This window comes from Methanimicrococcus blatticola, assembly GCF_004363215.1.
Classification (GTDB): Archaea; Halobacteriota; Methanosarcinia; order Methanosarcinales; family Methanosarcinaceae; genus Methanimicrococcus; species Methanimicrococcus blatticola.
In genome coordinates, this window is sequence record NZ_SNYS01000005.1 from 179,861 (window position 1) to 193,740 (window position 13,880).

The window sequence follows — 13,880 nt, forward strand, 5'->3', positions numbered from 1 at the left end:
TATTTAGACTCCAGTTAAATAAATCCTCAATAATTTACCGACTAGAGAAAATAACAGATGCTGAAGCAATCTAAAGATGAAAACATAATAAGAAAGTACGGAGAGTATCAAAAAGAAAAAATGAAAAATCAAAAAACAATTGTTTAAATATCAGAACCTAAAAATGAAACAGCAATGATAAGAATTGAACTCGACCAAAACGGCATCAAAACAAACAAAGAAATTGACTTTGCAACTTTGAAAACCGCCGCCGACATTCTTAAAGAATTGAAAATCAATGAAGAGACGGCACTTTTATTTTTCAAAGGAAATCCGATTCCGTTTGACGAAAAAATTGAGGGAATCGGAATTGAAAATATTCAAGATAACGATTTTCGTATTTTAAAAGTAATATTTGACGAATAATGGATTATTTGCTTATTTTGTATCGAAAAAAGCTTTAAGAGAGTTGAGTTTTATTACAGGGATAATCATTATACAGTTATTACAAGGTTTGATCAAGAAATGACGGAATCTCCGGAAAAAAATGAGAAGCTGGTTTTCATATTTGATGTGGAAAGCCAACTCGAAAGTAAAATTTCCCTGTTTTTTAAAAGAAGTATAACGCCTTCGAAAATCGAATGCCCGCTTTACCGCTTGACGCACAGCGCGAAAGGGTTAAAGCCGGAAGTTGCCGAATATATGACAAATTTCGGTCTTGAATACGAAACACTCTATCGTGATGAATTTATTAAAAAATACGAGGGGTTTGAAATTTTCGGCACATTTAAGATTGCTGATGCCACTTACCCGTCCGTTTACATTGTGATTGGCAGCGAAAGAGAAGAGCGGCAGGTTTACGAATTGATTGCCGCGCGCTATTTCAGCAAATGCGAATCCCTTTCTTGTTTCAGTCGCGTCTTAAAACGCAAATATTCTCAGTTCAAAGAACTCGGTCCCGCGGAATTTAAAAAAATAAACAGCCCGGGCTACAAACCCGAAAATGATTCTGACGAACTCGACGAAAAGGAAGAGAAAAAGCAGAAAATCGAAACCGCGCATCAGAAAATCGTTGACATGGAAAACGAAATGAAAAAGAAACAAGCCGAATGACGAAACAAAACAGAAAAATGCAACATAAATATGCAACATAAACATGCAAAATAAACATGCAAAAAAGAAATGCTTCTGTTTTACTTTTTATTTTTATTCTTTTGATTTTTATGACCGCCCCGAAAAGATTAGATTCTGATTTTTACACCCGCGATGTTTTGGATGTCGCGCCCGACTTAATCGGCAAGATTCTTGTCCGCCGCCTGCCGACCGGAGAAGAGCTGCGTTACAGAATCACCGAAACAGAGGCCTACCGCGGCGTTGAAGACACGGGCTGTCACGCCAAAGCCGGTAAAACCAAACGAACGGAAACGCTGTACATGAAAGGCGGTCACGCTTACATTTATCTCTGCTACGGCGTTCACCACCTCATTAACGCTGTCACAGGACAAGAAGAGCAGCCGCAAGCCGCGCTGATTCGCGGCGTGGAAGAGTATTACGGTCCAGGGCGGCTGACAAAAGCTATGCAAATTACAAAAGAATTGAATGCGATTGATTTGACGGCATCGGATGAAATTTGGATTGAAGATGACGGAACGCTTCCCGATTACGTGACCGGAAAAAGAATCGGAATAGATTATGCCGATGAATATTACAGAAATATCGAATGGCGATTTACAGCCCCGAGCGCCGCCAAACAGAAGAAAACGGTTCGTGTAAAAAGAAATAAAGAAGTGACGCCATGATTACCAAAGAAATCATTCAATCGGAAACAGAAGAATTTATTGAAGACTACTGCCGCCGAAATAATATTTCAAGAATTTGGCAAACGCCGTTGATTCGATATGCCGACGCGTTTCACCCAGAAATCCGCGCTCTTCAAACAATCGTCATCGAAAATCATCGAATGCCTGAAGAAATTTTAAGCGACCCGACCGTGATTCTCGCTTACTACTTGCCGTTTATTCCCGGCGTTGCAAAAAGCAACATTGGAGGCGGACTTGCTTCAGAATGTTGGGCAAAAGCTTATCAGGAAACTTACAAATTGTCAAAGGAATTGAATAATCGGCTGATTCAATTGATAACAGACGCAGGTCACAGAGCAGCGTTTCCGGCTGATGCGAGTTCATTTGATGAAAATGTATTAAAAAGCAGATGGTCGCACCGTCATATTGCCAAAGTCGCCGGTCTTGGAACATTCGGGATCAATCAAATGCTGATAACAGAAAACGGTTGCTGCGGCAGATATTATACGATTGTAACGGACCTCCCATTTGAAGCGAATGCGCCGCTGCAAGAAGAAAATTGTTTGTACAAAAGCAAGGAAAAATGCGGTGTCTGCGTCAAACACTGTTTTTCAGGCGCGCTCACGACCGAAAGATTTGACCGGCATAAATGCTACGAAACAACACTTCGAAACGCTGCGATTTATGACGGATCAGAAATTTGCGGCAAATGTGTTGTCGGCCTGCCATGCTCTTTTAAAAAACCATAACATAATAAAAACTAAAGACTGTAGATCGATCTCGATTAATAATATTCAATGATGCGTCCGCTCGACCACTTCAAGTCCCGTGGCTGAAATTCTTTTTTTAATTGAATCAATATGCGGGCATAAATATTCGCCGTCTTTTCCCTTACACATGCAGGAAGATAAATGAACGGTTGTCGCGCCGTGTTTTTTAATGGATTCACATAAACGGGAAACGCGCCTTCCGCTGCAGCCGCCGCAAGTAAAAACCGCGATTAAACTGTCGGTTTCATCATATTCCTGAAAAAAAGCGGTTTTGTTGTAGAAGGAATTAACGCAAGCAAAACCGGGACACGTTTCTGAAACAATATTGCATCGGATAATTGCGATTTTTTGTTGAGGCATAAGGTCACCCGTTAAAGAAAACAAATAATGTGAATAAATAATGAATAGATAATAAAGCTAAAGCAGATTAAAGTTTCAGATTAAATTTGAAATAAAGCAAATCGAATTTCGAAATAAAACAAATCGAATCTTTGAAATAAAACAAATCGAATTTTTGAAATAAAAAACGGATGCTTTAAAAGCATCCGCCTTATTTGTTTTTGATCGTTGGTTGTTGTTTTTTGATCGATGGTTGTTGTTTTTGGTTGTTGTGTTTTGTTGTACTGTTGTGTTGTACTGTTGTATTGTTTGTACTGTTGTGTAACTGTCCGTTTTACACATAAGGTTGGATCGTTTTATCCGTTTTTGATACAGTTTTTCTTAGGCATGATTTATTTTTGTTTTTAGTTTGTTTTGTGATGAATCGAACCGGAAATTCAGAGCGTAATCAATCTCTTCATATCAGATTCGACATCAGTGTTCTTGCTGACGTTGAATGTTTGAACCAACACGTCCAAAACAGTCGGGGACAAGCAGGCCGGAAGGGTGGGGCCGATAACGATGTTTTTAACGCCCAGAGAGAGAAGCGCCAAAAAGACAAGCGTTGCTTTTTGCTCGTACCATGCGATGTTGAAGACAAGCGGCAAATCGTTGACAGATTCCGCTCCGAAAACTTCAGCAAGTTTTAACGCAATCACGACAAGCGAATAACAATCGTTGCACTGCCCCGCATCCAAAACACGCGGAATGCCGCCGATGTCGCCAAGATCCAGTTTGTTATAACGGTATTTGGCGCAGCCTGCCGTTAAAATGATTGTGTTATCAGGAAGTGCCTCCGCGAAATCAGAATAATATTCGCGTTCTTTGCGGCGTCCGTCACAGCCGGCCATCACGACAAATTTTTGAATGTCGCCGGACTGAACAGCGCTGACAACTTTATCGGCAACCGATAAAACCGCGTCATGCGCAAATCCGGTCATGACTGTTCCGTTTTCAATTTCTTTCGGCGCAGCGCATGTCTTTGCAAGCGCGATGATTTCTGAGAAATCCTTGCTGCCGTCTGAATTTGCCGGAATGTGTTTGGCTGAAACAGTTCCGTCAGACCAGCCGACCATGTTTGTTGTAAACAAACGGTCGATGTAAGTGTCTTTGGGGGGAACGAGACAGTTTGTTGTCATTAAAATCGGACCGTTGAAACTTTCGAATTCCGATTTCTGCTGCCACCAAGCATTGCCGTAATTGCCGACCAGATGATCGTATTTTTGGAAGAACGGATAAGCGTTTGCCGGAAGCATTTCGCCGTGCGTGTAAATGTCGACGCCCGTTCCTTTGGTTTGTTCCAAAAGCATTTCCAAATCTTTCAAATCGTGACCGCTGATTAAGATTCCGGGCTTTTGACCGACGCCTGTTGAGACCGCAGTCGGGACGGGACTGCCGTAAGTGCCTGTGTTGGCTGTGTCCAGCATGGACATGATTTTGACGCCGATGCTGCCGCATTCCATCAAAAGCGCAACCATTTGATCCACATTTGGCTTTTCAAGCGGTGAATCTTCGATTGTTGACACAAGTGCCTTTTCAATAAATTGATAAATTTCATCGCTTTCAGAATTTAAAATTAAAGCGTGAATTCCGTAAGCAGAAATCCCCTTCAACCCATAGATGAGTGTTTCCCGAAGAGAACGGACATCGACATTTTCGATAGACAGGATACCGATTTCTTCCGCTGTTTTTGTCATTAACTCTTCATAAGTAATGACAGCGGCATTGGGCGCATGGGGGCCGGGCGGCGCGCCGTTGTGAACGGCATTTCGAACAACATCTCGTCTCTTGATTGTTTCTTGAATCATTTGTTCAAAATACGCAGCGTCGAAATTGACATTTGTCAGTGTTGAAAACAAAGCTTCCATGACAAACGGTCCGAAGTCGGAGTCGTTGCAGTCTTTTGTGCGGCCGCGACTGTTGCAGAAAGCATAGCCCTTCAGCGCGTAAATCAAACGGTCTTGAAGAACGGCGACGTCGCCTTTTTTTCCGCACATGCCGTTCATCGTACAACCTGTGCCGTTCATCGTTTCTTCACATTGATAACAAAACATTTTTTTCCCTCTCATTTTTCACTTTTTTTATTAGCTTTCATACGTTTTCCGTATTGCTCTCAGTTATTATGCTCAAAACGATTCAAAAACAATCGAAGATGAACAATATCTTTGAGATACTAAATACAAAGATGATATTCATTTAAATAGTAGAAAGTTTCATATCGGATACTATGAAAGATTGTACAATTTACAAAATAATGGACTTGGTCGGCAAGAAATGGACGCTTTGCATTCTCCATGAACTGTACAAAGGAAACATGTGCGACAAACGCTTTAACGAACTGAAAAGCCAATTAAACGACATCACGCCCAAAACATTATCTGCCCGCCTCAAAGAAATGGAACAAGAAGGATTAATCACAAAAACCGTTGATTCCACATCATTCCCCGTCAAATGCGAATACGCGCTGACAGACAGCGGAAAAGAATTGGTAGAAATTGTCCAATCATTAAAAGAGTGGGGACACAAATGGATTGTCAACAATGAAGCCTGCCGCAGAACGCTTTGCATCGAATGTAAAGCATAACCACAAAACCATATCACAAAATCATAAATCACAAAATCATAAATCACAAATCATAAAACCATAATAAGCCGATTAACTCGACAAACAAAAAACGAATTAATTTTTATTTTTTCAAAAACGAATCACGGCAGAACGCAAATGAAACCCGAATCAACCACCCGCTAATTTTCGATTCTGAACGGAGCGAAGCGGAGTGAGGAATCGGAAATTTGCGGATTCGTACCCAGCCGATACAGCAAAGATGAAAAACTGCTTTCAATTTGATTGATTTGCTTTTGTTTTGCTACGTACATTTAATTTATTGCGTGTGTCGGCGCTGTTGCGTTCATCTGCCCTATTTTATCACAGCCGTTCGCTTCGCGAACGTGATGCTGCTACCTTTCGGTTCTGCTTGCCGCTGTTACCTTACGGTTCTGCTTGCCGCTGCTACCTTACGGTTCTGCTTGCCGCTGCTACCTTACCGTTTCTGCTTGCCGCTGCTACCTTACGATTCTGCTTGCCGCTGCTACCTTACCGTTTCTGCTTGCCGCTGCTACCTTACCGTTTCTGCTTGCCGTTGCTACCTTACCGTTTCTGCTTGCCGTTGCTACCTCGCTGTTTCTGCTTTGCTGCCGCCACCTTGCCGTTTCCGCTTTGCTGCCGCGCCGCCGCCCGCAAAACCCCGACTTTAATGTAATTTGAAATAAACGCAGCCCTGTTTTGATTAGAGGAGACAGAACATTTTGTTTTGAAAAGAGATTAAAACAAAAAAGAAATCGGAAGAAAACAAAAACACTTTTGAGAGGTGGCTGTAAAGATTTTTGTTTCCTTCCGAGTTGATGTTGCTCGGAAATCGCAGTTCCGGATTGGCGACGTGATAAAACTGCAAAAACCGGCAATCGTGTTGCTTTAAACGGCGGCAGCCGAATAAAACAATCGTTTAGATCATCTTGAGATTTGATTTTTGAAACAATCAGATTTGGAATAAAGTGAATAAAAATAAATTGAAATATGAAATATTGAAAAATAATCAAAAGGCCAATCGATTATATTTTGATTATCGTTCGACTATCATTTAATTATCGTTTGATGGTTTTCAATTCATCTTTTTTATGTGATGAGCCGCCGCAGCAACTGCCGCCGGTTGACTTTGAACAGCCGCCTGTGGAGCAGCCTGCGCATCCGGTCTCGCCTTTCATGAACTTGCGAATCTGGCGGAAAAGAATGAACGCCGCGAATATGAGAAGCGCGTAAACCAAAAGCTGCGGAAGAAGAGAAACAATGTCGACCATCTTCAGACCTCCGGGTTGAACGCGACGAGAGAAATGATTTCATTGAGATGAATGCCGCCGAGGTGAATGCCTTCAAAACGGATATCACTGAGATGAATACCGGAAAAACCGGCCTGATTGACATGAATTCCTGTCATTTAAAATCTCCTGAATTTTTGTTTTTGAGTTATTTATGAGTTGTTTTTAAGTTTGTTTGTGAGTTTGTTTTTTGTTTTTTATTTTTGAGTTCTTTGACCATAACCGGATAAATGAGAACTTCCCGAATTGAATCGGGAAGCGAACATTTATTTTAAAGATTCAAAAGCATTCAAAGAATACCGGATTCAACGACAAGAAGTCCGATACGGTAGACAATAAATGCTGCAATGTAAGCGATTGCCGTTTGATAGGCTGCTGCGAGAATTGACAATTTCCAGCTGTTGAGTTCACGCTTAATTGTTGCAAATGCTGCCAAACAAGGCAGGTAAAGCAATGTGAACACCATGAAGGCGAGAGCAACAACCGGTGTGAAGAGCATTTCAAAGTCTTCGGGCGTGTATAAGATTTCAATCGTTGAAACGACTGCTTCTTTGGCGATGAAACCTGTAAAGAGCGACATTGCTGCGCGCCAGTCACCGAATCCGAGCGGCTCAAAGATCGGCGCAATCGCCGTTCCGACAATTCCCAAAATACTTTCAGCCGAGTCTTCAACAGCGCTGAATGAGAAATCATAGCCCTGCAAGAACCAAATCAGAACGGATGCCAAGAAGATGATTGTACCGGCCCGGATAACGAATCCGCGTGTCTTTTCCCAGATGTGTTTTGCATAAGTATACAAGTCAGGGAAACGGTATGGCGGGAGTTCCATAATGAACGGGGAAGACGGACCTTTAAAGATTGTTTTCTTTAAGAGCCAGGCGGAGCCGATGGCAACGAGAATACCGAGCACGTAAAGGAACAACATGGTCAAACCGTAGTATGCGGAGAAGAACACGCCGACGAACATTGCGTAAATCGGAAGACGTGCACCGCATGACATGAACGGTGTAATGAAAATGGTAGTTTTGCGGTCCATTTCATTGTCAAGTGTTCTTGCGGCCATGACGGCGGGAACGGAACAGCCGAAACCGAGAATCAACGGAATGAAACTCTTGCCGGAAAGTCCGATTTTTGTAAAAATGCGGTCAAGCAAGAAAGCGACACGGGACATGTAGCCTGTATCTTCCATGAGCGTGAGGAACACGAAAAGAATGAAAATCTGAGGAACGAATGTCAAAACACCGCCGACACCGGCAATAATACCGTTAATGACAAGATCGGTCATCCAATCGGAAGTTCCGGCAGCGGTAAACCATTCTTCAACAAATCCGGCCAGTGTTTCATTGAAGAAAACATCAATGAGATCAGTAAAAATACCGCCGACTGTAAATGAAAGTTGGAAAACGACAAACATGACAACTAAGAAAATCGGAATGCCGAGCCATTTGTTTGTTAAAATGCCGTCGATTTTTTTAGTACGGTCGTGCTGAACTTGTTTTTCCCCTTCGCGAACGGTTGCTGAAACGATTTTTTCGATTTCAGAGTAAATTTCGGCGGAGTGTTCATCATAATCAATATTGTCAGCGTGTTTCAAAAGTGACGGATCAAATTTTTTCTTTTCAAAAGACTCGGATGAAATCGGTTCTTTCTGACCGGAAGCGGGAATAGCTTCAGGATTGTCCCCGAAATATTTGAAACTGTGATCTAAAATATCATTGGCTTTTCCAATCAAACGCTCAATGCCGCCTTCAGCGATTTTTGAGGATTTGTAACCCATCAGTTTAGCCACTTTTGCCGAGAAACTTTTGCCTTCAATGGCAGAAATCGGAATGATGGGAACACCGAGCATTTCAGACATTTTGTCGAAATCGATTTTTGTGCCGTTTTGCTCCACTTCGTCCATCATGTTGAGCGCGATTATCATCGGGCAGCCCAATTTTTTGAGCTGGAAAGTTAAATAGAGATTGCGCTCCAGGTTTGAAGCATCAATAATGTTGATAACCAAGTCGGGATTTTCGTCCACAATATAATTGCGGGCGATGATTTCTTCTTCGGAATAGGGTGTTAAAGAATAGATACCGGGAAGATCGACAACGTTGACGATTTCTTTGTCTTCGGTGCCGGGTTTTGTTTTGGTATAATTACCGACTTTCTTTTCGATGGTCACACCAGGCCAATTTCCGACTTTTTGGTTGGATTTGGTTAATCGGTTAAAAAGAGTTGTTTTACCGCTGTTCGGGTTGCCTGCAAGCGCAATTGTGTATTTCGCGAGATCTGCCATGTTTAAATGACCTCCGAGCCGGAATTTTTTGTGTTTGCCGCGTTGTCTTCAACAAAGATGCTTGATGCTTCTTTCTTGCGAATGGACAGATTATAGTTGCGGATTTTAAGTTCCATCGGATCTCCGAGCGGAGCCACTTTTACAACTTCAACCACGGTACCGGGGGTGACGCCCATACAAAGCAGGCGATTTTTCAAAATATTATTGCCGCCGATGTTCACGACTTTACAGGAACATCCCGGCTTGATTTGATTTAATGTACTTGCCATTGCCAATCACTTATTTTTGATAAGAATTTATAAGAATAATAATTACAACGAAACCAGACTTATATTTAGAATTGTTGAAGAAAAGAAACCGGCTTGTGAACAAACCGGTTTACTTTTTTTCGGAGTTATCTGCTTTCAAGTTTTTTGGGTGGATTATACGTTTTTGTTTTTGAAATGATTGAATGAGACACAAATGATTGTGTCATTCGTTTTCTCACATATTTTAGGTCGGAAAAAATCAGAGATTTTAACCGGTTTGAAATAAGTCGAACAAACAAAAAATGAAAACTGAACAAAAATTAATGTCATGAAGAGAGGGTTTTCTGAGAGGCAATAATTTTTGATTTGAACATATCATTTTTCATTCATTCAAATTATTTCGTTTAGACGAAAACAATCCTTAATCAAACATAAAAGTATATAAATCTGTTGAATGAAAAAACGAATAGTTTTCGGACAGTTGAAAGAGATTAGACATCCTAAACGAAGCAAATTGACACCGTTTTTGGAATAATTCGCCAAACAAAAATGTATTCGAAAACAATCAAAATTGTCAATAAAAAAGAAGTCATTTTTTGAAAAATTCCGAATCATTTCAAAGGCGCGGCATTAAAGGATGAATTAATGAGTGAGTTAATGAATGGAATTGACGAATGAATTGACGAATGAGTTGATGAATGAGTTGATGAATGAGTTGACGAATGAGTTGATGAATGAGTCAATTAATAAATGAAAAAGACATCAATATCAATTCATTCAACGTCAGCAGGTTTAAAATGGATTTAGAAGGATACGCCGCGCATTTGATTATAAATAATGAAAAGGATGCGCAGGCAAAATTGAAAGAAAAGATTATTGAATTTAAAAATAAAAAGATCGGAGACGAGGAAGCGGAGATTTTTGCCGCCGCCGTTCTTAAAGAAGCGGAAGCGGCGCTTGCTGTTAAAGGCGACGTTTTTGAATATCAAAAAAGCGGCGCATCCATGGGAGAATTCGGAGTCGGTTCCCGCGGCGCCGGCGATTTTTATGTTCATGAAAAAATCGGCCATGTCATCGGAAAAACGACGGCCGTTTTGGATTCATCCAATTTGGATGATTCGGGCGTTGTCACTCTTGAAAAGGATCAGGACTATTTGGTCGTCACCGTTGATGGGATGCACTCCCGACTCAGCGCGTTTCCGTTTCTTGCCGGATTTCACGTTGCAAAAGCGGCGCTTCGCGACATTTACGTGATGGGCGCAAAACCGTCGGCGATGCTTTCAGACATTCATGTCGCTGACGACGGGGATACCGCCATGATTTTTGACCATTTGGCAGGCATTGCCGCGGTTTCAGAGTTGTCCGGAATTCCGCTTGTCACCGGAAGCACACTTCGAATCGGCGGCGACATGGTCATCGGCGAGCGGATGACAGGGTGTGTCGGCGCAGTCGGTGCTGTCAATCAAAACAGTTTGACGGCGCGAAACAAAGCCGCGCCCGGAGATTTAATCCTAATGACTGAAGGAACCGGCGGCGGAACGGTGACAACAGCCGCCATTTATTCGGGATATGAAAAAGCGGCGGCAGTTGTTGACAAAACATTAAACATTGATTTTTTGATTGCCGTGCAGGCCCTTTTGGATTCTGAAGAGAAATGGCAGACACAAATTCATGTAATGACGGATGTAACAAACGGCGGCGTTCGCGGCGACGCTTATGAAATATCAAAAGAAGCTGATGTCCGCCTTGTTTTTGATGACGACGCATTGCTCCAATGCGTTGAGCCGACCGTTTTAGAAATGTTTCAAACGCTGGAAATTGATTTCAGAGGCGTTTCGATTGATTCGCTTCTTGTCATTTGTCCGCCCGAAATTGCCGATCCGGTTATCCAAACAATAAAAACCGCCGGCGTTAAAATGTATGTCGTCGGGCGTGTTGAAGAAAAACAAGCCGGCAAATTTGATACGGCGCTGATTGTCGGCGGCGTTGAAAAAGAATTCAAACCGATGTTTAGAGAAGCCGCTTACACGCCGCTGAAAAAAGCAATCGGCGAAAAAACACCGCCGGATTTTGATGGAATGAAAAAAGGAATTGATGCGGCAGCGGATGCGGCGATTGAAAAGAAAGAAAGAATTGTGAAGAGAATTCGAAACAGAAAAGGATAAAATACGAATTTTTTTCGCTGTTTTCAATAACCAATCCAGCCGGTAAAATTACATAAAATAGCAGATTTTGTTGGTTAATATAAACGAAAGGGAAGAATCTCCAACGCCTTCTTTCACTCGCTTTGCTCGTGAAACGCGTCGTTGGAGGCGGTTACTTTGGGTTTTCAATAATTTAGGTTTGAAATCCAAACATCGTTTTTCTCAAAAATGAAAAACGAACGCTGTCTAAAACCCAAATAAAAATTGGGTTGTTTTAATTTGAGTTTTAAAGAGCGTTCGAGTTATTGAAAATATGAAAAACGATGTTTGTTTTTGTTATAATTAAAGAAAAGTTCAAGTACGACCGCAATTTTCGGTTTTTGTGAGCGACGCGAGCAAAAATTGAAAAATGCGGCTTATTCCACTGCATTTTTAAAAAATAGGTACTGTTGACTTTAACTCGCGATAGTCTGTTTATGTTGTTTATTCAACGAATGAGTCCGAATCTCCAACGCCTTCTTTCCTCGCTTTGCTCGGAAACGCGTCGTTGGAGGCGGTAGCTTTGTATTTTCATTTGTTTGACATTTTTTGTCATTCGGTTTTTATTCGCTCTTCATTTTCCAAGTCAACAAAATTCCGTCTTCGATTTTTTCTGCCGATTCCAGTGTCAACCGCCGGATTTGACCTTCGGAAAAGCCGTCGCCGTCTGCGAATGTCGGCGCGGTTTTGCCGCCGATAATCAGGTTGCCGACAAAAATCATTAATTCATCAACTAAACCGACGGAAATCAAGCCGTAATTGAGCGTTGCGCCGCCTTCGACCATCAATCGGTTAATTCCTTCTTTTTTGAGCAAGACAGCCATTTCTTCAAGATTGACGCGATCAGACCCTGCAACAATAATTTTGGTATCGGGCATTTTTGAAAGAGCAGCCGTTTTCTCTTTTTGCGCCGACTCAGAAACGACAATAATTTTTCTGCCTTTTCCTTTCTTGAAAATGTCAGCATCAATCGGCGTTCTTGCGTTGCTGTCAACGATAACACGAATCGGATTTTCTTCTTTTCCGGCAGCGGTGCGTTCCAATCGTCTTTGTTCCGATTTGACGGTCAAACTCGGATTATCCGCTAAAACCGTTCCGATACCGACCATAATCGCATCCGTTCCCGCGCGCAGCGTATCCACGCGGTCAAAATCAGCCTTGCCTGAAATTTTAACCTGTTTGCGTTCAAAAGTCGATAATTTGCCGTCAGCCGACATCGCCGAATTGATAAAAATGTAAGGACGCTCAGAAAAAGGAATCATAAAAATCGCCTGAAAAGTAAAACGGATATTGAAATTCAATTGAATAAACCGAAATAATTGCAAGAAATAATGAAAAAATTAAGAAAAAAATGAGGGGAGACCTCATTTATTTTTGCTTTTATTTTATTCCATTCGAATGAGCGGAAGCAAAAGATCGCGGTCAAGCAACATGCCTTCCAGCTTTCCGTCAGAGCCGACAACCGGAATCTGATCGATTCTGGCGCGTTTCATCTTGCGGGCGCAGGAGCTGACGCTTGAAATTTTGGTCGCGGTAATCAAGTCTGAGACCATGATGTCCTTCGCGAATTTATCATTTGGAAGTTTCACGCTGGAAACGCTGTAATAAATGCTCATCGTGTCGCGCATAGATTCCCAGGTCCAGCTGTCATCGTCGTCGCCGGCGGACATGTCTGATTTTTCAACGCGGTCTTCAATAATGCTTGAGCCGACAACGTCCCTGTCGGAAATGATGCCGACCAAATTCAATGACGAGTCAATGACCGGGCACGCTTTCACATCGGCCAAATCCATTAAAATAGAGACGACCGGAAGCGGTGTTTCACTCCAAAGAACAGACACGTTGGGAGACAAAAAGTCCCCGACCGGAGTTTCAATATCGAAATCTGCAATTGCGCCGATAACATCAGCCGTTGTGATTAAACCTTCCAAGCGGCCATTTTCATCAACAACCGGCAAACGGCGGATGTTTTTTTCATAAAGAATGCGGGCCGCTTCTTTTAATGATGCGCCGACCTGAATTGTAATCGGATTTCTGGACATCAATAAAGCCAGCTGTTCTTCTTCCGGGTTTTTGAGAATATTTGTTCTTGAAACGATACCGACAACTTTGTTATCTTTCAATACCGGGACACCCGAGACTTTTTTGTCTTTGAGGATACTCAAAACTTCATCTCTTGAGCCGGGAAGCGTTGCACTGGCCACATTTTTGACCATGATCTCTTCAACATTCGGAATATTTGAAGCCATTTTTTACACGCGCCGTAAAGGGTTTTTATTTGTAGAATATTACCAAAATCGTATTGTAATCCTAATTTAATATTAAAAAATGAATATAAATCCAATTTTACCATTAGAATAGGATACAGA

The 13,880-nt window shown here is 41.9% G+C and carries 15 protein-coding genes; 7 read left to right on the top strand and 8 right to left on the bottom strand.

Going from position 1 to position 13,880, the window contains the following annotated elements:
- Positions 1 to 174: 174 nt before the first annotated feature.
- From C7391_RS00910 to C7391_RS00925, 4 genes are all read left to right on the top strand, one after another.
- On the top strand, positions 175 to 405 hold the full coding sequence (locus C7391_RS00910; RefSeq protein WP_133516663.1) for a hypothetical protein: 231 nt from the start codon (positions 175 to 177) through the stop codon (positions 403 to 405).
- 99 nt (positions 406 to 504) lie between these two features.
- Entirely contained in the window at positions 505 to 1,092 is a 588-nt protein-coding gene (locus tag C7391_RS00915) for a hypothetical protein (RefSeq protein ID WP_133516664.1), read from the top strand.
- Between the two features lie 110 nt (positions 1,093 to 1,202).
- Positions 1,203 to 1,778: a DNA-3-methyladenine glycosylase gene (locus C7391_RS00920; protein WP_133516665.1), complete on the top strand. Its 576-nt coding sequence runs from the start codon at positions 1,203 to 1,205 to the stop codon at positions 1,776 to 1,778.
- Entirely contained in the window at positions 1,775 to 2,527 is a 753-nt protein-coding gene (locus tag C7391_RS00925) for an epoxyqueuosine reductase (RefSeq protein ID WP_133516666.1), read from the top strand. Before C7391_RS00920 ends, C7391_RS00925 begins: the two co-directional genes overlap by 4 nt.
- A 45-nt stretch (positions 2,528 to 2,572) precedes the next feature.
- Here C7391_RS00925 and C7391_RS00930 read toward each other — a convergent pair whose 3' ends face one another.
- Both C7391_RS00930 and hcp read right to left on the bottom strand, forming a co-directional pair.
- Positions 2,573 to 2,908, bottom strand: coding sequence for a CGGC domain-containing protein (locus C7391_RS00930; RefSeq protein ID WP_133516667.1), 336 nt, complete (start codon positions 2,906 to 2,908; stop codon positions 2,573 to 2,575).
- A 416-nt stretch (positions 2,909 to 3,324) separates the two neighbouring features.
- Positions 3,325 to 4,980, bottom strand: coding sequence for a hydroxylamine reductase (hcp, locus tag C7391_RS00935; RefSeq protein ID WP_133516668.1), 1,656 nt, complete (start codon positions 4,978 to 4,980; stop codon positions 3,325 to 3,327).
- A 173-nt stretch (positions 4,981 to 5,153) separates the two neighbouring features.
- Between hcp and C7391_RS00940 the strand changes: the two genes are divergently transcribed.
- Positions 5,154 to 5,510: a winged helix-turn-helix transcriptional regulator gene (locus C7391_RS00940; protein WP_133516669.1), complete on the top strand. Its 357-nt coding sequence runs from the start codon at positions 5,154 to 5,156 to the stop codon at positions 5,508 to 5,510.
- A 368-nt stretch (positions 5,511 to 5,878) separates the two neighbouring features.
- Positions 5,879 to 6,181: a hypothetical protein gene (locus C7391_RS00945; RefSeq protein ID WP_133516670.1), complete on the top strand. Its 303-nt coding sequence runs from the start codon at positions 5,879 to 5,881 to the stop codon at positions 6,179 to 6,181.
- A 387-nt stretch (positions 6,182 to 6,568) separates the two neighbouring features.
- Here the strand turns inward: C7391_RS00945 and C7391_RS00950 are convergent, their stop codons facing one another.
- The 4 genes from C7391_RS00950 to C7391_RS00960 form a co-directional block, all read right to left on the bottom strand.
- Positions 6,569 to 6,781: a FeoB-associated Cys-rich membrane protein gene (locus C7391_RS00950; protein ID WP_133516671.1), complete on the bottom strand. Its 213-nt coding sequence runs from the start codon at positions 6,779 to 6,781 to the stop codon at positions 6,569 to 6,571.
- Positions 6,782 to 6,783: 2 nt separating this feature from the next.
- On the bottom strand, positions 6,784 to 6,918 hold the full coding sequence (locus tag C7391_RS08545) for a hypothetical protein (protein WP_263295290.1): 135 nt from the start codon (positions 6,916 to 6,918) through the stop codon (positions 6,784 to 6,786).
- A 170-nt stretch (positions 6,919 to 7,088) separates the two neighbouring features.
- Positions 7,089 to 9,080 carry a ferrous iron transport protein B gene (feoB, locus tag C7391_RS00955; protein WP_133516672.1) on the bottom strand — a complete coding sequence of 664 codons (1,992 nt, stop codon included), beginning with the start codon at positions 9,078 to 9,080 and terminating at the stop codon, positions 7,089 to 7,091.
- Between the two features lie 2 nt (positions 9,081 to 9,082).
- Positions 9,083 to 9,349: a FeoA family protein gene (locus tag C7391_RS00960; RefSeq protein WP_133516673.1), complete on the bottom strand. Its 267-nt coding sequence runs from the start codon at positions 9,347 to 9,349 to the stop codon at positions 9,083 to 9,085.
- 713 nt (positions 9,350 to 10,062) lie between these two features.
- Here C7391_RS00960 and C7391_RS00965 point away from each other — a divergent pair.
- Positions 10,063 to 11,493 (top strand): AIR synthase-related protein, encoded by a 1,431-nt coding sequence (locus tag C7391_RS00965; RefSeq protein WP_317852536.1) that lies wholly within the window; start codon positions 10,063 to 10,065, stop codon positions 11,491 to 11,493.
- Between the two features lie 581 nt (positions 11,494 to 12,074).
- Here C7391_RS00965 and C7391_RS00970 read toward each other — a convergent pair.
- Together C7391_RS00970 and C7391_RS00975 are read right to left on the bottom strand one after the other, a co-directional pair.
- Positions 12,075 to 12,773, bottom strand: coding sequence for a 2,5-diamino-6-(ribosylamino)-4(3H)-pyrimidinone 5'-phosphate reductase (locus C7391_RS00970; protein ID WP_133516674.1), 699 nt, complete (start codon positions 12,771 to 12,773; stop codon positions 12,075 to 12,077).
- 123 nt (positions 12,774 to 12,896) lie between these two features.
- Complete coding sequence (locus tag C7391_RS00975; RefSeq protein WP_133516675.1) at positions 12,897 to 13,760, bottom strand: CBS domain-containing protein; 864 nt, start codon at positions 13,758 to 13,760, stop codon at positions 12,897 to 12,899.
- Positions 13,761 to 13,880: the final 120 nt, after the last annotated feature.